Raw genomic sequence first — 19,724 nt, 5'->3', positions numbered from 1 at the left:
GTCGGGTCAGCGGTTGACTCGGGGCAGGCCCAGGGCGACCATGCCGATGATGTCGCGCTGGATCTCGTTGGTGCCGCCACCGAAGGTGAGGATCAGGGCCGCGCGGTGCATCCGCTCGATCCGGCCGCGCAGGAGGGCGCCGGGCGAATCCTGGCGCAGGGTGGCCGAGGGCCCGAGGATCTCCATCAGCAACCGGTAGGCCTCGGTGGCCAGTTCGGTGCCGAAGACCTTGGCCGCAGAGGCATCGGCGGGGCTCAGCGTCCCGCTCTTGGCGGAGGCCAGCTCCCAGTTGATCAGCTTGAGGTACTCGCCCTTGGCCAGCACGCGCGCGAGGTTGAGCTGCACCCATTCGGAGTCGATCAGGCGATTGCCGTGGGCATCCTTGGTGTTCTGCGCCCACTCCCGAACCTGGTTGAGCGCCAGGAAGATCGGCTGGGCCGACACCAGTGCGACCCGTTCGTGGTTGAGCTGGTTGGTGACCAGCTTCCAGCCGCCGTTCTCCTCGCCCACCCGGCTGCTCACCGGCACGCGGACATCCTGGTAGTAGGTGGCGCTGGTGCCGACGCCGGCCATCGTGTGCACCGGAGTCCAGGAGAAACCGTCGGCGGTGGTCGGCACGATCAGCACCGAGATGCCGCGGTGCTTCTTCGCCTCGGGATTGGTGCGCACCGCCAGCCAGACGTAGTCGGCGTACTGGATCAGGCTGGTCCACATCTTCTGACCGTTGACCACGTAGTCGTCGCCGTCCTGCACCGCGGTGGTGCGCAACGCCGCGAGGTCGGTGCCCGCACCGGGTTCGGAATAGCCGATCGCGAAGTGCAGGTCACCCGAGGCGATCTTGGGCAGGTAGAACTTCTTCTGCTCCTCGGTGCCGAACGCCATGATCGTCGGCGCGACGCTGTTGATCGTCAGGAACGGCACCGGCGCGCCGGCGATGGCCGCCTCGTCGGTGAAGATCAGGGAGTCCATCGGGTCGCGGTTCTGCCCGCCGTACTCCTCGGGCCAGTTCAGCGTGAGCCAGCCGTCCTTACCCATCTGGGAAACGGTCTCGCGATAGATGTTGCCGGTGCCGATCTCGCCGCCCGAGGTCGACGTGAGTGCTTCCAGGCGGTCCGGCGTCATCAGCTTGCCGAAGTACGAGCGCAGCTCGCGGCGCAGCTCCTCTTGTTCGGGGGTGTAACTGATCCGCATCGACTCGATCCTCCGCTGAAAGTTGCAAGCTGTCGACGACCCGCCGACACTCCTGGTTGTAACACGTTCTAGTCTTGTGGTCCAGCGCCCGTTAGGCCGGGATGTGGATCGATCTGGTCGTATCGTGGTGCTGCGAACGCCCGGCCGTCGGGGTCTGTCAGCCAAGGAGGTTGTCGTGCGAGTCGAAGTCGACCGTGATCGTTGTGAAGGTAACGCTGTCTGTGTGGGAATCGCGCCGGACCTGTTCGAACTGGACGACGAGGACTACGTGATGGTGACCAAGGATCCGATTCCCGCCGACCAGGAGGCGCTGGCCGAGCAGTCCATCGCCGAATGCCCTCGGGCAGCACTGACCCGCAAAGACTAGAGGTATTAGTAACTTGACTGCAGAAGTGACCGGCGACGCCACCGATCTGACCGGACGCGTCGCCGTTGTGACCGGTGCCGCCTCGGGCCTCGGGCGCGCCGAGGCCATCGGGCTGGCCCGCTCCGGTGCGACGGTCGTCGTCAATGACATGGCCAAGGCGCTCGATCAATCCGACGTTCTCGATGAGATCAGTGCCGCCGGCTCCAAGGGCGTCGCGGTGGCCGGCGACATCAGCCAGCGCTCGACGGCCGACGAGCTGGTCTCCTGCGCCGACTCACTCGGTGGGTTGAGCATCGTCGTGAACAACGCCGGCATCACCCGGGACCGCATGCTGTTCAACATGTCCGACGAGGACTGGGACGCGGTCATCGCGGTGCACCTGCGCGGACACTTCCTGCTGACCCGCAACGCCGCGACCTACTGGCGCAATCAGGCCAAGGACAACGGGGGATCGGTCTACGGCCGGATCATCAACACCACGTCGGAAGCCGGGCTGTCGGGACCGATCGGCCAGGCCAACTACGGTGCCGCCAAGGCGGGTATCACCGCACTCACGCTGACGGCGTCCCGCGCACTCGGCCGCTACGGTGTGCGGGCCAACGCGATCGCTCCCCGGGCGCGCACCGCGATGACCGCCGACGTGTTCGGCGAGGCTCCTGATCTGGCCGAGGGTGAGGTCGATCCGCTGTCGCCCGAACATGTGGTGACACTCGTGCGCTTCTTGGCCTCGCCGGCCTCGGACAAGGTCAACGGACAGGTGTTCGTCGTCTACGGGCCGTCGGTCGCGTTGGTCGCCGCACCGACCACCGAGCATCAGTTCGATGCGGACGGCTCCGCGTGGGATCCGGCGACGCTGGGCGCCTCGATGGGCGCCTACTTTGCCGACCGCGATCCGGAGCGGACGTTCGGTGTGATGGGCCTGCTCCGCGACTGATCTGCCTAGGGGGCTACTCGGCCTCACCGGTGACGGGCTTACCGGCGAGTGCATCGAGGAAGGATCGCGCCCAGCGATCGACGTCGTGGGCCAGCACCTGCCGCCATAGCGCCCGCATCCGCCGCCTGCCCTCCTCGGCGGTCTGGTTGAGCGCGGCTTCGATGGTGTCCTTGACGCCCTCGAGGTCGTGCGGGTTGGTCAGGTAAGCCTGGCGGAGTTCCGCTGCGGCGCCGGTGAATTCACTCAAGACCAGCGCGCCGCCGAGATCACTGCGGCAGGCGACGTACTCCTTGGCGACCAGGTTCATGCCGTCGCGAAGCGGCGTCACCAACATGACGTCGGACGCCACGAAGAACGCGATCAATTCCTCACGCGGTACCGGCCGGTGGATGTAGTGCACGACCGGATGACCGACTTCACCGTATTCACCGTTGATGTGGCCGACCTGCTGCTCGATCTCGTTGCGCAGCACCCGATAACTCTCGACCCGCTCGCGGCTGGGAGTGGCGAGCTGCACCAGGACGGTGTCGTCCCGCTTCGCGCGTCCCTCGGCAAGCAACTCCGAAAACGCCCTGAGCCGAACGTCGATGCCCTTGGTGTAGTCGAGCCGATCCACGCCCAGCAGGATCTTGCGCGGGTTGCCGAGTTCGGCCCGCAGCTCCTTCGCCCGCTTACGAACGTCGCGGTTACGGGCCTTGCTGTCCAACTCGGCGGAATCGATCGAGATGGGAAAGGCGCCGACCTTCACAGTGCGGAAGCCCAATTGCACTTCGCCGAATCGGGACCGTACACCAACCGATGCGCGAGAGGTGTTGGCGCCGACCAGCCTTCGCGACAGAAACAGGAAGTTCTGCGCGCCACCGGGCAGATGGAAACCGACGAGATCGGCGCCCAGCAGACCTTCGATGATCTCGGTGCGCCACGGCATCTGCATGAACAGTTCCACCGGCGGGAACGGAATGTGCAGGAAGAACCCGATGGTCAGATCGGGGCGCAGCGTCCGCAGCATCTTGGGCACCAGTTGAAGCTGGTAGTCCTGAACCCACACCGTGGCACCTTCGGCGGCGGCCCGCGACGTCGCCTCGGCGAAGCGCCGGTTGACCTCGACATAGCGATCCCACCACTCCCGGTGGTAGATCGGCTTGACGATCACATCGTGATAGAGCGGCCACAGGGTGGCGTTGGAGAAACCCTCGTAGTACTCGGCGACGTCCTCGGCGGACAGTCGCACCGGGACGAGCTGCATGTCGTCCTCGACGATGGGTTCCTCGGGACCGTCGACAATGCCCGGCCAGCCGATCCACGCACCGCGCTGGCGACGCAACAATGGCTCCAGCGCGGTGACCAGACCACCCGGGCTGCGCTTCCACGTCACGCTGCCGTCGGGCAGCCGCTCCATGTCGATCGGCAGCCGGTTGGCGACCACCACGAAATCAGAATCTCCGGAGCGGGCGGCGTCCTTGCCCCCGGACACCGGTTACGCCTCGAGCTTTGAGGGCCCAATGCCGAGCATCGACAGGAAGACCCGGCACTCGTCGGCGTCATTCGCATAGGCCGCGACGACGCGACGGGCCTGGCGCGCCGTGCTGTCGGCCAGCGGCTCGACATCGTCGATATCCGTGGAATTTGTTTTTGCAGGCATTGCTCAACCTTAGCGAAGGGGCTTTGAGCCGCTACGGGCTCGAGGAAATGGTGGATCTGGGCTGGACGGCGACTTCGTCCTGGCTGGTCTCGTAGCACGCCGCCGACTCCCAATATCCGGTGCACGGGGTGCCGTTGATGTTGGGAACCAGGTCGGCTCCGATGCCGGTGTCGGAGGTCGACGTCACGTCTTGGGTGGTCCGCGGCTGTAGGTCGTCGAACGCCTGATCGCCGTTGGTGGTGGCCACCGCGGTCATGGTTGGTGTGCAGTTCCCGGTCGACGGGTCCAGCGACTCACCCGATTGGCAACCCGCCGACCCGCCCGGCTGGGTATCCACCGGCTGAGGCACCGGCACCGGCTGCGGCTCGGGAATCCCACCCTCGCCTTCTGCCTGCGCCAGCGGAGCTGTGGCCACCGCGAGCGTGAACACGCCCGCGGTGAGCAGCTTTGTCACCCAGGTGAAGTGGATCGGCATCGTTGCCCTCTCTGATCTGCTCCCTGACTAGGGGCTAGACGAAATGCTCGAGTGCGGAGACACAGCCGGAACCTGGTTCTCCTGCAGACCGATGCACTGTCCGGTGTTGGCGCCGGTGCACGGAATCCCCTGAACTTCGGGGAGGCTGCTGGAATCGCCCGGCGTCGAGTAGGTCACGTTACCGCCGCCGCTGGACGGCGTGGGGTAATTGCCGCCCGGCTGGTTGGGCACCAACTCCGGAATGCACTGATCGGTGTAGAGATCCTCGGACTCGCCGGCAGGGCATGCCATCACCGGACCCATCGGCGCGCCCGACGGCGCAGCGAGGAACGCAACCGCGGGCGCAGCCGCGATGGTGAGGCTGAACCCGCCGGCGAGGAGGATGCGGCGGCCGACTGAGGAGGAAATCGCCATACTTCACGCTTTCTTGAGAAGTTGACGGAGTTCCGAAGTCGGCCCTCCGTTTTTACGGACTGACGGTCGAGCGAGGTTGAACCACAGGAGCCTGCTGCTCTTCCTGCAATCCTATGCATTGACCGGTGTTTGCGCCTGTGCAAGGGATTCCCTGGACCTGCGGCAGGCCGCCCTGGGGACCCGTGGTGGGCTGCATTTCGCATCCGCCGGTCGCCGGATTGACGGCCTGGCCGGGGGGACACTCGGCGATCGGGGCGATGGCCGGAACGGCGACGGCGGCCAGTGCGGGGCCCGCCGCCACCGCGAGCGCGAAGCCGCCCGCGAGAGCGAAGCGCCGTGTCGCAATCTTCAAGTTAGCCATGATTGTGCCTTCTACTCGGTTTGCTGCGTGACCGTGGAGGCAGTGTATGGCTGCCATTAGAGTCCCGCAGTTGTTCGGCCGTTTTATCGGAACCTCCCGCCGGGCCGTTACACCGGGGTCAATATTCAAGGCGGTGACATTTTCCGTTGACTGAAGCGCTGATCACGACGCACAACGGCGGTCGGCCAAAATGCGGGTGCCACAATGCCGCAGACCCGGGGAATGAAACCGAATTACTTCCCCGGCATGTGGTGAGCGCGGATTTCGGTCGGCTCGTCGTATCCCGCGGTGCGGTGGACTGACTACGTGTGGATGTTCGCTGGAAGCGGTGGTGGGACGGGCCCTATGCCACGACGTGACGCCGTGGTTCTATACGTAGAACCTGTTTCAGTTTTGCGTGAGGAGTCGGCGTGCAGCTCTCGTTCGAGGATCGGACGTACCTGGTCACCGGTGGTGGCAGCGGTATCGGCAAGGGTGTGGCGGAGGGGCTGGCCAAGGCCGGCGCCAACGTCATGATCGTTGGCCGCGGTGCCGATCGGCTGGCCGCGACCGCCGAGGAGATCAACGCCGCCGCGCCGAACGGCAGCGTCCGCTACGAGCCCGCCGACGTCACCAACGAGGACCAGATCGCCGCGGTGGTGGATGCCGCCACGGCGTGGAACGGCCGACTGCACGGTGCGGTGCACTGCGCAGGCGGGTCGCAGACCATCGGTCCCATCACCCAGATGGACTCCGAAGCCTGGCGCGCCACGGTCGACCTCAACATCAACGGTTCGATGTACGTGCTCAAGCATTCGGCCCGGCAGATGGTACGTGGCGGCGGTGGATCCTTCGTCGGCATCTCCTCGATCGCGTCCAGTAACACCCACCGGTGGTTCGGGCCGTACGGCGTCACCAAGTCGGGTCTGGACCACCTGATCCAGCTGGCCGCCGACGAACTCGGCGCGTCCTGGGTGCGTGTCAACGGCATCCGGCCGGGCCTGATCCGCACCGAACTGGTGCAGATGGTTCTCGACTCACCCGAGATCAGCGGGGACTACGCCGAATGCACACCGCTGCCGCGCCCCGGTGAGGTCGACGACGTTGCGAACGCGACACTGTTCCTGCTCAGCGATGCCGCGCAGTGGATCACCGGACAGATCATCGGCGTCGACGGCGGGCAGAACCTGCGCCGCGGGCCGGACTACTCGGCGATGCTCGAGCCGGCGTTCGGCGCCGACGGGCTACGCGGAGTGGTCTGAGGCCGCCGCGTCGCGCGCCGCAAGGCTGCCGACCGCAGACCAATCCAGGTGGTCGCCACCGGCGGCAAGCAGCCGCAGGAACCGGTCGCGCAGCAGGCTGGCGATCGGCAACGGCACCCGCAGCTCCTCCGCCGCGGCAAGGACCAAACCAATGTCCTTGTGCCCCAACGGTGCGGCGAATCCGGCCGGCTCGAACTGCTCGCCGGCGATGAGCCCGCCGTAGGTCTTGTACACCGGCGCCGAGAACAGCGTCGACGTCAGGATGTCCAGATACTGATGCTTGTCGACCCCGCCGCGGTCCACCAGCGCCATTGCCTCCCCGAGGGACTCGATCACCGAGCCGATCAGGAAATTGCCACTCAGCTTCACCAGGTTGGCGGCCGACGGATCCTCTGACACCACGAACGTGCGCTGGCCGATCGCGTCGAAGACAGGCGTCATCGCGCCCACGGTGTCGGACGGCCCCGCGGTGACGACGAACAGCGCCGCCGCCGCGGCGGCTTCCGGACGGCCGAACACGGGTGCTGACACGAACTCCTGGCCGGCGGCGGCGTGCGCTTCAGCGAGGCGTTTCGACAGCGCGACGCTGATCGTGCTGGAGGAGATGTGGACGGTGTCCGGTCCGGCCGAACCGATGATCCCGTCGTCGCCGAACGTCACCGCCGTCACCGCGTCGTCATTGGCGAGCATCGTCAGAACGACCTCGCCGCGGCACGCGTCGGACACGCTGTCGGCGGGTCGGGCCCCGACCGCCGCCAACTCGTCCACCTTCGCCCGGGATCGGTTGTAGACGGTCACGTCGTGACCGGCCTTGATGAGATTCGCGGCCATGCCCGCGCCCATGTTTCCCAGCCCGATGACTCCGATGCGCATAGCACCCAAGTTAGTGGACTCGGCACGAGCCTCAATTCACGCAGGGCACCTTGCCACCGTCGATCGGAGCGCCCTGGTCCGGAGTGGGCGTGACCGTCATCTCCGACCAGCTGCGGGCCGTCGAGGTCGCCACGGTGTCCTCGGTCTGCGGCTGCTCCGGCGGTAGGTCGTAGCCCTGGCCGAGAACCACCCGGATGTGGTCGGCGGCCACCGAGCCGGTGGCCTGCGGGGCGTTGTCCACGCCCAGCAGCGTGGCCACCGACTGGGCATCGGTCTGCGCCCCGGCTCCGTAGGTGATCACCGTGTCGATGGGCTCGCCTGACTCGCGGTCTCGGACCTCGCTGATCGTGAACTCGTGCTTGCCGAGCAGGCTTGCCGCCTGCGAGGCCAGCCCCGAGGTGTCGCTGGCGTTGACCACGCTGACGACGGTGTGCGGATTCGGCGGCGGAAGTGGTTGAGGCGCAGCGGTAGTGGTCACCGACGCCGAGTCGCCGCCGATCGCTCTGGCGATCTCGGCGCGGATCTTGGCCGGGTCGACGATGTTGACGTCCTGGCCGTTGATGGTGTCGTAGCGCACCACCGGCAGGGTTCGGAACTCGACGTCGCCGCCGGCAAGCGCGGCCATCCTGCGGAACTGGTCCTCACCCCACCCCTGCGACAACACGATGTCCTGGCGGGCGACATCCATCAGGCGCTTGAACTTGTCCAGATCGGTGAACGAGCCCGACTGCTGCAGCTCGCGCGAGACCGACAGGAGGAAGGCCTGTTGACGATGGGTGCGGTCGAGGTCCCCGTTCTCCAGGCCGTGCCGCTGCCGCACGAACGCCAGCGCCTGCTCGGCATTGAGTCGCTGCGGGCCGGCCGGGAAATCGGCGCCCGAGTAGTCGTCGTGTACGGCGTGGTTGAGGCAGACGTCCACGCCGCCCAGGCTGTCCGCCAGGTGATAGAAGCTCGCGAGGTTGACTTCGGCGAAGTAGTCGATGGGCTGTCCGGTCAAGTTGCGGACGGCACGGATCGTCGCTTTGCGGCCGGCCTCTCGTCCCGCGCGCTCGAGTTCTTTGCGGTCGCCGATGCCCTCGTCGACCAACTTCTGCTCGGTCTGGAACTTCGTCAGCCCGTAGGCCTCTTTGATCTTGATGTGGCTGTAGCCCTTGATCCCGCTGACGGCGACGTAGTCGTCGCGCGGTATCGAGAACGCGACGACATGGTCGTCGGCGCTGATGTGCACCAGGATCAGCGTGTTGGTGTTGTAGCCGCCCGAGTCCGAGTCGCCGGCGTGCAGCTTGTCGAGCACCTCGTCGGGCAGTTCGTTTCCGTCTTGATCTTTCCGGGAGTCCAGCCCGATCAGCAGGATGTTCATCGCGCCACCGCTGGACCGCGGCTCGTCGGAGCCGAGCGCCTGCGACACCGTGATTCCGCTGAGCAGTCCGTGTGCTTGGGAGTACGCCAGCCCGGTGAGCGTCACCACGACCACCGAGACCAGGCCGGCCACGGTCTGGACGATGGTGCGCAGCGCCCGCCGGCGGCCGGTGTTGGACCGCTCTCGGTGACGGCCACGGCGGTTGCCCGCGGCGGCCGCACGTGAGGGCGGCGACGGATCCATGACCGACAGTATGCGGGCAATTGCTGGTGAGGCCCCAGCTAGGCCGGGTGGCCCAGCGGGACCCGGACGGATCCGTCCAGGCCTTGCGCCGCCCGCTATGCTGAGCACATGCTCAGCATGACTACCTGCGGCGGCCGCCGATGAAGCCGGCGCCCTTCGACTATCACCGGCCCGACAGCGTCGCCGCCGCGACTCAGATGCTCAGCGAATTCGGTGACGACGCCAAGCTCCTCGGGGGCGGACAGAGCCTGGTTCCGATGCTGTCGATGCGCCTGGCGTTCTTCGACAACCTGATCGACATCTCGCGCCTCGGCGAGATGAAGGGCATCAGGGCCGACGGCGACTCCGTGTGGATCGGCGGTGGCACCACCCACGCGGTGGTCGGCGCCGACGAACGGGTCCGCACCAGCGTGCCGTTGTTGACCAGGGCCACGCCGCTGATCGGGCACTTCCAGATTCGCAGCCGGGGCACCATCGGCGGGTCGATCGCGCACGCCGACCCGGCGGCCGAATACGGCGCCGTCGCCCTGGCGCTCGACGCCACGATCGAGGCGGTGTCGGTATCCGGGCGGCGTGAGATCCCGGCCGGCGAGTTCTTCGCCGGGGTGTGGGAGACCGCGATGGCAGCCGACGAGGTGCTGGTGGGTCTGCGCTTCCCGGTCTGGTCCGGCCGGTGCGGCTTCGCGGTCGAGGAATTCGCCCGCCGGCATGGGGATTTCGCGATCGCCGGTGCCGTGGCCGCCGTCGAACTCGACCACGACGACAAGGTTCGGCGCAGCGCCATCGGACTGCTGGGACTGTCCGCCACACCGAGGCGAGCGTCAGCCGCCGAGGCGGCCATCGCAGGCCGCCCGGTCGGCGACGTCACCGCCGAGGAGATCGGTGAGCTCGCGATGACCGGACTCGACGACATCCCGGCCGACCTGCAGGGTTCGGCCGACTACCGGCGAAAAGTCGGCGCGGCCATGGCCGCGCAAGCCTGGCGGGCAGCGGTCAAGGAGGCCTTCGATGCATGAACGTCCGATCCGGTTGTCCGTCAACGGGACTCCCTATGAGGCGACCGTCGAGCCGCGGCTGACCCTGGCCGACTTCCTGCGTGAGCGGTGCGGCCTGACCGGAACGCACCTGGGATGCGAGCACGGCTCATGCGGCGCCTGCACGGTGCTGCTCGACGGGGCCGCGGTGCGGTCGTGCCTGGTGTTCGCGGTGCAGGCCGAGGATGCCGAGGTGTCCACCGTCGAAGGGGTGGCTTCGGCCGACGGTGAGCTGTCGCCGGTACAGGCTGCCCTGCGTGACTGTCACGGGCTGCAATGTGGCTTCTGCACACCGGGATTCGTCATGTCGATCACCGCGCTGCTGCGCGACAACCCGCATCCCACCGACGAGGAGATCCGCGAGGGCCTGTCGGGCAACTTCTGTCGCTGCACCGGCTATCAGGGCATCGTCAACGCGGTGCACCAAGCCGCGGAAAGCGGTGTCGAAACCGGGGCGGCCGCAACCTAATCGGTCGCGGCCGCCTCGATCATGGCGACGATCTGTGACGGCGTGGCAGGCAACGTCGTGACCGTCACCCCGAGCGGGGCCAGGGCGTCATTGATCGCGTTGATCACCGCGGGCGTCGAGCCGATGGCACCGCCCTCGCCGCATCCCTTGTAGCCGCCGACGCCCGGGCTGGGCACCTCGACGTGCCCGTACTCGATCGGCGGTACCTCGGTCGCGGTGGGCAGCAGGTAGTCGACGAACGTGGTGGACAACGGATTTCCCTCGTCGTCATACACGAGGTTCTCCAACAATGCGCCGCCGATGCCCTGCACGGTGCCGCCGGCGATCTGCCCCTCGACGATGTTGGGGTTGATCATCGGGCCGACATCCTCGCTGACGATGTAGCGGGTCAGCGTGACCCGGCCGGTGGTGACGTCCACCTCGCACGTGCAGGCGTGAGTGGCGTTGGCCCAGTGGATCATCGTCTGCGAGGTGAATCGCGCGGTGGCCTCCAGCGTGGCCGCCATCCCCGGCGCGAGCTGTTGGGGCTCGTAGTAGGACCGATAGGCCAGATCCGCGAAAGACACACTCTTGGAGGAATCTTCGCGGGAGGTGGCCTTCGAGTTGGCCAGCTCGATATCGTCCTCCGGCACGCCGAGCACGTGGGCCGCCATCGCCACCAGCTGGCCACGCAGGATCGTGCCCGCGTCGTTGACCGCGCCTGCGGTCATCGGTCCGCTGCGGCTGCCCTGGGTGCCTGCGCCGTACGGCGTCACCGCGGTGTCGCCCTGAATCGTCGACACATCGGCGATGTCGGCGCCGAGCGCGTCGGCGGTCAGTTGCACGACGGTGGTCTCGATGCTGTTGCCGCTCGAGCCGCCGTTCACGTACACATTGATCTTGCCGGTCGGCTCCATCCGGATGGTGCAGCCCTCGGTGGCCAGGTGTCCTGTCGCGGCCCCGGTCGGCTCGATGTAGGCCGAGAATCCGAGCCCGAGGTAGCGTCCCTGCGCCAGCGCCTCGGCCTGCTCCTTGCGGAAGCCTTCATGGTCGAGGATCTTGACGGCCTGTTCGAAGGTTTCCATCGGCGCGACGTGGTCGTACGGCATGCCGTTGGGGTTGAAGAACGGCATCTCGTCGCGGCGGAGCAGATTCTTGCGGCGCAGCTCGACCGGATCGATGCCCATCTTGCGGGCTGCTATGTCGAGAAGTATTTCCCGCGTGAGGGTTTCGTACTGCCAGGGTCCGCGGTAGGCGGCCAGACCGCTGGTGTTGGTGAACACCGTCTTGTAGTTGAAGCTCGACTTGGGCACCCGGTAGGGGCCGGGGAAGAACATTCCGATCGCGGCGGTCGTCAGCACCGGGTACGGGGTGGGGTAGGCGCCGATGTCCTGGATGAAGTCGATGTCGACGGCGGTGATCGCACCGTCGGCGTCGAATGCCATTCGCGCCCGGCCGTCGACGTGACGGGCCTGCCCGGCCGACATCAGGTTCTCGCGGCGGTCCTCGATCCACTTCAGCGGTGCCGAGACCTTGCGCGCGGCCAGCAGGATGCACATGTCCTCGCGCATCGGAACGACCTTCTGGCCGAAACCGCCGCCGGTGTCCCGGGCGATCACCCGCACGCCCTGGGCCGGGATGCCGAGCAGCCGCGCGGCGAAGGCGCGCAATTCGTGCGGCGTCTGGGTGGAGGCCCACAAGGTGAGTTCCTGTGTCGCGGCGACCCATTCGACGACCAGCCCGCGGGTCTCGATCGGCACCGGCACGTGGGTCTGCTGATAGATCCGTTCGTCGGCGACATAGGCGGCCGCGGCGAACGCCTCTTCGTCGGGCGGCGCTCCGGCCAGGCCACCGGCGACGTTGTCGGGGTAGGCCTCGTGGACCACCGCCTCGTGGCCCACGGCCCTGGTGAAATCGGCGATCGCGGGCAGCGGGTCGTAGTCCACGTCGATCAGTTCGAGGGCGTCCTCGGCGAGGTAGCGGTTCTCGGCGATCACGATCGCAATGGGGTCTCCGACGAACTTCACCTCACCCTCGGCCAGCGGCGGGCGCGGGGTGTCCGCGACGTCCTTGCCCGCCACCGCGTGCCACGCCTCGTGGACGTCGCCGTTCAGATCGGCCGCGGTGAGGACCGCATGCACACCGGGCATGGCCACGGCCGCCGAGGTGTCGATGCGGTTGATCCGGGCGTGCGCGAACGGGCTGCGCACGAAGCAGGCATGCAGCATGCCTGGCCGGACGACGTCATCGACATAGGTGCCGTGCCCGGTGAGCAGGCGAGTGTCCTCGACCCGCGGGACACGGGTTCCCGCGTAGCGGGTGGCTGGTGCGGCCATGGCGTTCGCTCCAATGCGTCGTCGGCGAGCCGGATCACGACAGCGCTAAGCAGTCGCTCAGCAGAGCGTACCGAAGGAGGCGGCCATCGTCACCGAGGGTTGGTCAAACCGGATCGGGCAACCGGCACAACCGGCGCAGCGCGGCCAGTCCGGCGGGCGTCCCCGGCCAGTGCCTCGCCAGCGCCTCCGGCCCCGCGGTGCGGGTGACCCAGCGCAGCGCGAGGGCCGTGATGATCACGTCGTCGGCGTAGCCGAGCACCGGGATGAAGTCGGGAATCAGGTCGATGGGCGAGGCCAGAAATATCAGCACGCCGGCGAGAACGACGCGGATGCGGCGCGGCAGCTGCCGGTCGGCGGCCAGCCGCTTGAGCAACCGCACCGTGTCGGGCAGCAGGCGAAGCAGGTCGGTGATGCCGACCTGGTCGGGTTTGCTGACCCACAGTGTGATCGCCAGGACCAGCCACGCCACGACCAGGGCGGTGGCGAGCGAGACCGGAATCAGCCACCAGTCACCCATCACGCCGTCCATCTTCGTATCGTCGAAGCATGAACGAGTGGCCGACACCGGAGCAGGCAGGCCCGGGCCAGGAATCAGTGTGGGATTACCCGCGTCCGCCGCGCCTGGAGCCGTTCGCGGGCACGATCACCGTTGAACTCGGCGGCCGCGTGGTCGCAACCACCACCCGCAGCTGGCGAGTGCTCGAGACCAGTCATCCGCCGACCTACTACCTACCGCGGGAGGCTTTCTCCGACGGTGTCCTGCGCGATGCGCCGGGAGCATCGATGTGCGAATGGAAAGGGCAGGCGCGCTACTACGACCTGGTGGCCAGCGATGCGGTGGCGTCCAGGGCGGCGTGGACCTATCCCCGGCCGACGCCTCCGTTCGCCGAGATTGCCGGTGCCGTCGCGGTGATGGCCAGCTTGGTCGACCGGTGCACCGTCGACGGTGAGACGGTCGTGCCCCAACCGGGCGGGTTCTACGGCGGCTGGATCACCAGCCGGGTGGTCGGTCCGTTCAAGGGAATCCCCGGCTCGATGGGCTGGTGACGGTGTGAGCCGCGCGAAACACGCCTGAAACATGATCGCCGCACCGTCGAAACTTCGCGCCGACATTCTCGTCGGGACCGTCGAAGGAGCCGGACTTTGCAAGCGATCGATCCTGCCGCCACCGCGTGGCTGCTGGCCAGCACAGCGCTCGTCCTGTTGATGACACCGGGACTGGCCATCTTTTACGGCGGCATGGTCCGCACCACCGGTGTGCTCAACATGATCATGATGAGCTTCATCGCCATTCCGCTGGTCACCGTGGCCTGGTTGCTGTTCGGCTACACGCTTGCGTTTTCCGGAACCAGCCTCGGCGGGGTGATCGGCGATCTGTCGCACATCGGGATGGCCGGAATCGGCCCCGGCACTGTGCACGGCCAGGTTCCCGAACTGCTCTTCTCCACATTTCAGCTCAGCTTCGCGATCATCACCGCCGCGCTGATCAGCGGTGCGATCGCCGACCGGGCCAAGTTCGCCGCGTGGATGATCTTCGTGCCGGTCTGGTCCATCGTGGTGTATGCCGTTGTCGCGCACTGGGTCTGGGCCCCGGGCGGCTGGCTCTTCAAGCTCGGGGTACTCGACTACGCCGGCGGCCTGGTCGTCGAGATCGTCTCCGGGTCCTCCGCGCTGGCCCTGGCCCTGGTGTTGGGTCCGCGCATCGGGTTCAAGGTCGACGCGATGCGCCCGCACAACCTGCCCTTCGTTCTGCTGGGCGTCGGACTGCTGTGGTTCGGCTGGTTCGGCTTCAACGCCGGATCCGCGCTCGCTGCCAACGGCACGGCGGCGGCCATCTTCCTCAACACTTTGGTGGCCGGCTGCCTGGGCATGCTCGGCTGGTTGTCGGTCGAGCAGATTCGCGACGGGCGGCCGACGACGTTCGGCGCGGCCTCCGGGGTCGTCGCGGGGCTGGTCGCGATCACACCCTCGTGCGGCACCGTGAACACCCTCGGAGCCGCGATCGTCGGGGTGGCGGCGGGCGTCGTGTGTTCGTTCGCGATCGGCCTGAAATTCCGGTTCGGCTATGACGACTCGCTCGACGTGGTCGGTGTGCACTTCGTCGGCGGCGTGGTCGGCGTGCTGCTGATCGGCTTCCTGGCCACCGCGGTGATGACCGGCGGCCCGCAGGGCCTTTTCTATGGCGGCGGACTGGCTCAACTTGGTAAGCAGGCGGTCGCGATGGTCGTGGTGGCGGCGTACGCGTTCATCATGTCGTTCGCGCTCGCCAAACTCATCGATCGGACGATGGGCTTCCGGCTCAGCCCTGAGGACGAGACCGCGGGGGTGGACTTCACCCAGCACGCCGAAACCGCCTACGCCGAGGGTGTGCACGGGCATCAGCCGCTGCGGCGCCCGCTGTTCGGCGACCCGAGGCCGCGATCCGACGCCGCCGACGAGGACTGACCGCCCTCGAATTACGCTGCGCGCAAGGCTGTCGCCGGCGGCCCGGACTGCGTAACTTGGCGCTGCTGACCGGAGGTGATGGGTGTCGGGTGACTGGGCTACGGTGTCCGCCGAGCTGATTCCGCTGGCGTTGGTGGTGGCACTCTCGCCGATCTCGATACTGCCGGCCTTGCTGCTGGTGCTGTATTCCGCGCGGCCCCGCGCCGCGGGACTGGCGTTCGCGGCCGGCTGGGTGACCGGGCTGACGGTGTTGACGGTGCTTTTCCTGAATGTCCCCAGGCTCGTGGGCGGCTCGGCCGAGACGTCATCGGTCTGGCAGTTGCGTCTGCGGCTGGTCGGCGGCGTCGCGCTGATCGTGACCGGCGGGTGGCTGTGGTTGCGGCGAAAGAAAGCCGTGCGATCGTCGCACTGGCTCGACGCCATCGGCAGATGGTCCCCGGCCCGCACCGCGGCGATCGGAGTGGCGTTCGGAGTTCTCAACCCGAAGATCATCGTCGCTTGTGCCGCAGCGGGTTTGGCGATCGACGCGGCCACGCTCGGGCCTGCCGCTCAGGTTGTCGCGGTGGGGTACTTCGTGGTGGTGGCGGGTTCGGGAACACTTCTGCCGGTGCTGGCCCACGCGGTGGCGGCCACGCGATTCGACCGATCGCTGGAGCGGTTGCGGGCGTGGATTCAGCGCCGCCAAGCCGAGATCAGCGCGGTCGCGCTGGTGGTCATCGGTGCGGTGCTGCTGATCACCGGAATATTCGGCCGCTGACCGTCGGACGCTCATCGGTCAGCGTGCCGGATCGCCCTGCCAGGAGAAGCTGTTGACGTATTTGTCCAAGTCCATTGCCAATTCCAGGTTGGCGCTCGCCGGCCGGCCGGGGCCGAACGTCGGGCCGAACTGGCGGTAGGGACCGATGGCCCCGGCGATCAGCGCCAGGTCGTGCTTGACCGCGACGAGGATCACCAGCCGCAGATGCCGGTAACTGGCGTCGCCGTCCTGCGGCCAGATGTCGGCGACCTCGCCGTAGCCGAACTGGTAGCCGACCATCGCGTTCGGGATCTCGTAGGCCGTCCGGGCGTCCGGATAGCGCGCCGCCAGGAATGCCTCGGCGACCTCTCTGGCCGACTTTCCGCCGGCCGGGATGCCCCACAGCTTCATCGTGCCGCCGTCCCCGCCGGTGAACCGCGCCGTCACACCGTCGTCGGCGAAAGAGAGATCGTAGGCCGAGCCAGGTGCGGGGTAGGACACCGAGAACCGGCCGTCGGGCGCGGTGAACCGGGGCAGCGCCGCGACCGGCGTTCCGGTGGGCGGCCGACCGCAATCCGGCGGGCAGTTGTAGACGACAGCCGGCTCGGAGATGCTTGCGGACAGGGCGATCAGCGGCGTAGTGATCACCACGATCACCACCAGCCACGAGCTCAGTACGCGGACGCTCGACGTGCGAGACAACGGTGGTGAGGTGTATGTCTGCGCATCCACCGAGTATCCCGGCCAGAGCTCGGTTGCCGCGTCGGTCTGCGCTCCTGCCGTCGGGATGACCGCCCGCCGGTCGGCTCGGGACTTGGCCGATGACGCGTGGTTTGCCGCACCGCAGGACGGACAGAACGCCATCTCGGGCACCACGTTTCGGCAGTGCAGACACAGCAGCGGCTCGCCACGCACCGGATCGGGCTGCTCGTGTAGCAGGGCGAGTTGCAGACCGAGGCGCAGTGCGAGCAGTGCGACCAACGCCATCGCGATGTGCAGGGCGAGCATCTTCTCCTGTGCAAGGCCGGCGACGTCGGTGATGCCGACGATCGCGTAGACCCCCAACACGATGGTCCCGAAGACCGTCAACGCGGCGACCACCAAAGACCGTCGCCACCGGACCGCACCGGCCGGACGCTTGAACCACAGTGCGGCACCGATCAATCCGCCGGCGCAGGCCGCGGTGAGCGGTATCGCCAGCCCGCGGATGCCGGCTTCCACCAGCAGCCACTCCACCGGCCTGTTCTTGGCGACGGTAGCGGCCGCGAACTGCGGTGCAAGCCGGGTGAACGTCGCCGCCGCGGTGAAGCTCAGAGCCGACAGAACGCCTATCACGAAGCCGTTCAACGATTCCCGCGCTCCCGGCCGCACCAGTCGCACGACAACGGCGGGAATCATCATCAACAGAGCCCCGCCCTCGGCGACCCCGAGGCCGTCGCGCAGCACTCGGCGCCCGGCGATACCGGCATCAAATGGTGCCCCCGTTTCCCGGATCACCAGATCACCGGTCAGAAAGACCCAGCCGACGCCCATCGCAATCCCCAACACGACGGTGATCACCAGCGAACTGCGCGGAATGTCGCGGTAGATCCCGGACTGGTGCCGGTAGATCGCGAACAGCAGCGGCAGGCCGAGCGCCGAGACGGTCACCAAGGCGCCGGGCAGAGCCAACTGGATGGCGACCGCCATCGCCACGACGATGAGGACGAGCCCCAGATTGAATGGTGTGCGGGAGAATTGACTCAGGTGCGGAAACAACGAACTGGCAATCGCCGGCCGCAACACGTGCTCGTCCGGCGCGGCGCAGAACGCGCGCGGGCGCAGCCACTGCGGGCCATCTCCTGGCTGCGGATTCAGGTGTGCGCCACAAGTTCCGCAGTACACCCCGGCGGGAACCTCGGTGCCGCACGCCGGGCATTCCATGCTCAGCCGCATCCGACACCGCATTTCTGCAGCGCCAGAATGTCGCGTGCCAGATGGTCGAGGTCCGGAGTTCCCAGTCCCGTCACGAGGTCATAGCCGGGGCCTGCGTCATCGACGGCATTGCCGCCCAGAGTGACGTCCCGGAATGCGGGAAGCCTTGCGCCCTGGGCAATCTCGTACAACAGAGGATTGAGCTCTCCGATGGGGCCGCCGCCGTTGCGTCGAAGATAGTCGTTCATCAGCGCTGTCATCCCGGCCCAGATCGGCGCGGCGAGCGAGGTGCCGCCACCCATGACGTGCTGGCGTCGAAAGACGATGCGCACACCGGTGTACGGGTCAGCGACGGCCGCGATGTCCGGGGTGAGCCGGCGTCCGGGCGGAGCCGCCACGCGTAGCCCCGCCTGCCACGGCGGCCGCTCGAACAAGTTGGACACCCCACCGCCCGTGCCGTGGGAGATAGCGGGTGCGAACCACGACTGTTCGGCCAGCCAACGCCCGTCGGCGTCGGTGGACAACGTGGTACCGCCGACATCGGTCATCTCCGGCAAAGAGGCCACCGAATCCAGGCCGACGTCGTCGGGTGACGGTGGGGAGGACCAGTTGTGGCCACCTTTGCACTCCAGTCCGGCGAGGTCGCCGCTGGCGTTGAACGCGGTGGTGCCGCGTCGCAGCGCGGCACGAAGTGCCGAGCGGGCCGGGATCAGATCCGCGGCGGTCGCGATCTTGTCGCATCCCCAGCCGATCGAAAAGCTCCATATCGCACCGGGATAACGTCGATCCGCCTCTTCCATCAAGGCGCCGATCTTCTGATAGGTGGCGTCACCGGACACGGTACCCCGGGCGTTGACCAATACCGTCTTGGCGTCGGGGGCCACGGCATGGATGGCTTCCAGGTCCATGGTCGCCTCGCCGCTGCGCTGAGATGGCATGTCGCCCATCAGTTCTGGGGTGAACTTCGGCAAGTCGAAGGCGGACGCGAACATGTCGAGGTCCTCTTGGTCGAACCCGTCGAAAGCGAACACCAGAACTGTCGAACCTTTACCGGTGTACCCGCTTTCGCGCAGCGGCGCAGCGTTGTAGGTACGGAGCAGCCCGGCCGGCCCCAGCCCTTGATCGGGCACATCCAGCGGCACGATAACCGGGACCGATTCGTTGTGCGGGACGTATCCGAGGATCCGGCCGAGCTCGGTCACATCGCCGACGACGGGCGTAGGAACGGCCGGCTGCTGCGGCGAGGCGTAGAAGACCTGACCGGTCCGGCCGCGAAAGTCGTGTACGGCGACATCGAACGCGAGGCCGACCGCGGACGCCGCGCCGGTCACCGCGGCCCAGTGATCGCCCGGGCGCCAGCGCACCGACAGTCGGTGCTGCTGAGCCCAGCTGATCAGCGCCGCGGGTCGGGAATCGTCTCGAAGCCCGGCAATCAGCTGGACCACAGCGGCGCCGGATGGACCCAGGTCGGTGGATGCCGTCAGCAGCGACGCATACGGACCGCTGATAGCGCCGGGCAGTGCTGGGGTCCGGTCGGACGGGGTGACCGAATACGCAAGGGCGACAAGGGTCGCGGCGACAGCTACGAGCGAGATCCACTTCGCCCGACTGGCGCTTCGTGTCCGAATTGACCCAATGGGCATCGTCGCCGCACCCCCGATTTGTCGGAGACTATCAGCGGCGGCGCGACGGGGTGGTGATGTCGGGAAG

Annotated in this window: 20 protein-coding genes; 8 read left to right on the top strand and 12 right to left on the bottom strand. The window is 67.4% G+C overall.

Annotation, left to right across the window (positions count from 1 at the left end; genetic code table 11):
- Positions 1 to 6: 6 nt before the first annotated feature.
- Positions 7 to 1,191: an acyl-CoA dehydrogenase gene (locus tag AB4879_RS11920; protein WP_102807253.1), complete on the bottom strand. Its 1,185-nt coding sequence runs from the start codon at positions 1,189 to 1,191 to the stop codon at positions 7 to 9.
- 175 nt (positions 1,192 to 1,366) lie between these two features.
- On the opposite strand from AB4879_RS11920, the gene AB4879_RS11915 reads away from it, so the two are divergent.
- A complete protein-coding gene (locus tag AB4879_RS11915) occupies positions 1,367 to 1,558 on the top strand; it encodes a ferredoxin (protein WP_102807380.1) in 192 nt (63 codons plus the stop codon).
- 13 nt (positions 1,559 to 1,571) lie between these two features.
- Positions 1,572 to 2,492, top strand: a complete 921-nt coding sequence (locus AB4879_RS11910) for a 3-oxoacyl-ACP reductase (protein ID WP_370507742.1) — start codon at positions 1,572 to 1,574, stop codon at positions 2,490 to 2,492.
- Between the two features lie 13 nt (positions 2,493 to 2,505).
- On the opposite strand, the gene AB4879_RS11905 is transcribed toward AB4879_RS11910, so the two are convergent.
- From AB4879_RS11905 to AB4879_RS11885, 5 genes are read right to left on the bottom strand one after another with little or no spacing between them, the layout of a single operon-like run.
- Positions 2,506 to 3,966 carry a trehalose-6-phosphate synthase gene (locus AB4879_RS11905; protein ID WP_370507741.1) on the bottom strand — a complete coding sequence of 487 codons (1,461 nt, stop codon included), beginning with the start codon at positions 3,964 to 3,966 and terminating at the stop codon, positions 2,506 to 2,508.
- A 3-nt stretch (positions 3,967 to 3,969) separates the two neighbouring features.
- Entirely contained in the window at positions 3,970 to 4,134 is a 165-nt protein-coding gene (locus AB4879_RS11900; protein WP_199189873.1) for a hypothetical protein, read from the bottom strand.
- Positions 4,135 to 4,165: 31 nt separating this feature from the next.
- The gene (locus AB4879_RS11895) at positions 4,166 to 4,609 is read right to left on the bottom strand and encodes a hypothetical protein (protein ID WP_102807251.1); all 444 of its coding nucleotides are present in this window, start codon (positions 4,607 to 4,609) and stop codon (positions 4,166 to 4,168) included.
- A gap of 27 nt (positions 4,610 to 4,636) precedes the next feature.
- A complete protein-coding gene (locus AB4879_RS11890; RefSeq protein WP_102807250.1) occupies positions 4,637 to 5,023 on the bottom strand; it encodes an intersectin-EH binding protein Ibp1 in 387 nt (128 codons plus the stop codon).
- Positions 5,024 to 5,075: 52 nt separating this feature from the next.
- A complete protein-coding gene (locus tag AB4879_RS11885) occupies positions 5,076 to 5,384 on the bottom strand; it encodes an intersectin-EH binding protein Ibp1 (RefSeq protein WP_370507740.1) in 309 nt (102 codons plus the stop codon).
- Between the two features lie 410 nt (positions 5,385 to 5,794).
- Here AB4879_RS11885 and AB4879_RS11880 point away from each other — a divergent pair, with 410 nt between their 5' ends.
- Positions 5,795 to 6,625, top strand: a complete 831-nt coding sequence (locus tag AB4879_RS11880; protein WP_102807248.1) for an SDR family oxidoreductase — start codon at positions 5,795 to 5,797, stop codon at positions 6,623 to 6,625.
- Here the strand turns inward: AB4879_RS11880 and AB4879_RS11875 are convergent.
- The gene (locus tag AB4879_RS11875) at positions 6,608 to 7,507 is read right to left on the bottom strand and encodes an NAD(P)-dependent oxidoreductase (RefSeq protein ID WP_370507739.1); all 900 of its coding nucleotides are present in this window, start codon (positions 7,505 to 7,507) and stop codon (positions 6,608 to 6,610) included. The two genes, AB4879_RS11880 and AB4879_RS11875, sit on opposite strands and share 18 nt — an antisense overlap.
- Before the next feature lie 22 nt (positions 7,508 to 7,529).
- Positions 7,530 to 9,101: an LCP family protein gene (locus tag AB4879_RS11870; RefSeq protein ID WP_370507738.1), complete on the bottom strand. Its 1,572-nt coding sequence runs from the start codon at positions 9,099 to 9,101 to the stop codon at positions 7,530 to 7,532.
- Positions 9,102 to 9,241: 140 nt separating this feature from the next.
- Here AB4879_RS11870 and AB4879_RS11865 point away from each other — a divergent pair, with 140 nt between their 5' ends.
- Together AB4879_RS11865 and AB4879_RS11860 are read left to right on the top strand one after the other, a co-directional pair.
- Entirely contained in the window at positions 9,242 to 10,117 is an 876-nt protein-coding gene (locus tag AB4879_RS11865; RefSeq protein ID WP_370507737.1) for a xanthine dehydrogenase family protein subunit M, read from the top strand.
- On the top strand, positions 10,110 to 10,604 hold the full coding sequence (locus tag AB4879_RS11860) for a (2Fe-2S)-binding protein (protein WP_370507736.1): 495 nt from the start codon (positions 10,110 to 10,112) through the stop codon (positions 10,602 to 10,604). The genes AB4879_RS11865 and AB4879_RS11860 overlap by 8 nt, the downstream gene beginning before the upstream one ends.
- Here the strand turns inward: AB4879_RS11860 and AB4879_RS11855 are convergent.
- Entirely contained in the window at positions 10,601 to 12,919 is a 2,319-nt protein-coding gene (locus tag AB4879_RS11855; RefSeq protein WP_370507735.1) for a xanthine dehydrogenase family protein molybdopterin-binding subunit, read from the bottom strand. The two genes, AB4879_RS11860 and AB4879_RS11855, sit on opposite strands and share 4 nt — an antisense overlap.
- 103 nt (positions 12,920 to 13,022) lie before the next feature.
- Complete coding sequence (locus AB4879_RS11850) at positions 13,023 to 13,448, bottom strand: YkvA family protein (protein WP_370507734.1); 426 nt, start codon at positions 13,446 to 13,448, stop codon at positions 13,023 to 13,025.
- Positions 13,449 to 13,465: 17 nt separating this feature from the next.
- On the opposite strand from AB4879_RS11850, the gene AB4879_RS11845 reads away from it, so the two are divergent.
- The 3 genes from AB4879_RS11845 (at position 13,466) to AB4879_RS11835 (ending at position 16,121) form a co-directional block, all read left to right on the top strand.
- Positions 13,466 to 13,966: a DUF427 domain-containing protein gene (locus tag AB4879_RS11845; protein ID WP_370507733.1), complete on the top strand. Its 501-nt coding sequence runs from the start codon at positions 13,466 to 13,468 to the stop codon at positions 13,964 to 13,966.
- 96 nt (positions 13,967 to 14,062) lie between these two features.
- The gene (locus AB4879_RS11840; protein WP_102807241.1) at positions 14,063 to 15,364 is read left to right on the top strand and encodes an ammonium transporter; all 1,302 of its coding nucleotides are present in this window, start codon (positions 14,063 to 14,065) and stop codon (positions 15,362 to 15,364) included.
- An 82-nt stretch (positions 15,365 to 15,446) separates the two neighbouring features.
- Positions 15,447 to 16,121 (top strand): GAP family protein, encoded by a 675-nt coding sequence (locus tag AB4879_RS11835; protein ID WP_370507732.1) that lies wholly within the window; start codon positions 15,447 to 15,449, stop codon positions 16,119 to 16,121.
- An 18-nt stretch (positions 16,122 to 16,139) separates the two neighbouring features.
- Here AB4879_RS11835 and AB4879_RS11830 read toward each other — a convergent pair whose 3' ends face one another.
- Positions 16,140 to 18,035 carry a zinc ribbon domain-containing protein gene (locus AB4879_RS11830; protein ID WP_370507731.1) on the bottom strand — a complete coding sequence of 632 codons (1,896 nt, stop codon included), beginning with the start codon at positions 18,033 to 18,035 and terminating at the stop codon, positions 16,140 to 16,142.
- Positions 18,026 to 19,657, bottom strand: a complete 1,632-nt coding sequence (locus AB4879_RS11825; RefSeq protein WP_370507730.1) for a peptidase S53 — start codon at positions 19,655 to 19,657, stop codon at positions 18,026 to 18,028. The genes AB4879_RS11830 and AB4879_RS11825 overlap by 10 nt, the downstream gene beginning before the upstream one ends.
- Between the last annotated feature and the right edge of the window lie 67 nt (positions 19,658 to 19,724).

The sequence above is a fragment of the Mycobacterium sp. SA01 genome (assembly GCF_041287105.1).
Taxonomy (GTDB): domain Bacteria; phylum Actinomycetota; class Actinomycetes; order Mycobacteriales; family Mycobacteriaceae; genus Mycobacterium.
The sequence above is the reverse complement of the archived record's forward strand: the minus strand, read 5'-3'. Positions and strand labels throughout refer to the sequence as shown.

Coding starts and splice junctions, on each gene's coding strand:
- AB4879_RS11895 (WP_102807251.1), bottom strand. CDS start 4,609: ATGCCGATCCACTTCACCTGGGTGACAAAGCTGCTCACCGCGGGCGTG.
- AB4879_RS11830 (WP_370507731.1), bottom strand. CDS start 18,035: ATGCGGCTGAGCATGGAATGCCCGGCGTGCGGCACCGAGGTTCCCGCC.
- AB4879_RS11850 (WP_370507734.1), bottom strand. CDS start 13,448: ATGGACGGCGTGATGGGTGACTGGTGGCTGATTCCGGTCTCGCTCGCC.
- AB4879_RS11845 (WP_370507733.1), top strand. CDS start 13,466: ATGAACGAGTGGCCGACACCGGAGCAGGCAGGCCCGGGCCAGGAATCA.
- AB4879_RS11900 (WP_199189873.1), bottom strand. CDS start 4,134: ATGCCTGCAAAAACAAATTCCACGGATATCGACGATGTCGAGCCGCTG.
- AB4879_RS11860 (WP_370507736.1), top strand. CDS start 10,110: ATGCATGAACGTCCGATCCGGTTGTCCGTCAACGGGACTCCCTATGAG.
- AB4879_RS11825 (WP_370507730.1), bottom strand. CDS start 19,657: ATGCCCATTGGGTCAATTCGGACACGAAGCGCCAGTCGGGCGAAGTGG.
- AB4879_RS11920 (WP_102807253.1), bottom strand. CDS start 1,191: ATGCGGATCAGTTACACCCCCGAACAAGAGGAGCTGCGCCGCGAGCTG.
- AB4879_RS11885 (WP_370507740.1), bottom strand. CDS start 5,384: ATGGCTAACTTGAAGATTGCGACACGGCGCTTCGCTCTCGCGGGCGGC.
- AB4879_RS11855 (WP_370507735.1), bottom strand. CDS start 12,919: ATGGCCGCACCAGCCACCCGCTACGCGGGAACCCGTGTCCCGCGGGTC.
- AB4879_RS11870 (WP_370507738.1), bottom strand. CDS start 9,101: ATGGATCCGTCGCCGCCCTCACGTGCGGCCGCCGCGGGCAACCGCCGT.
- AB4879_RS11865 (WP_370507737.1), top strand. CDS start 9,242: ATGAAGCCGGCGCCCTTCGACTATCACCGGCCCGACAGCGTCGCCGCC.
- AB4879_RS11890 (WP_102807250.1), bottom strand. CDS start 5,023: ATGGCGATTTCCTCCTCAGTCGGCCGCCGCATCCTCCTCGCCGGCGGG.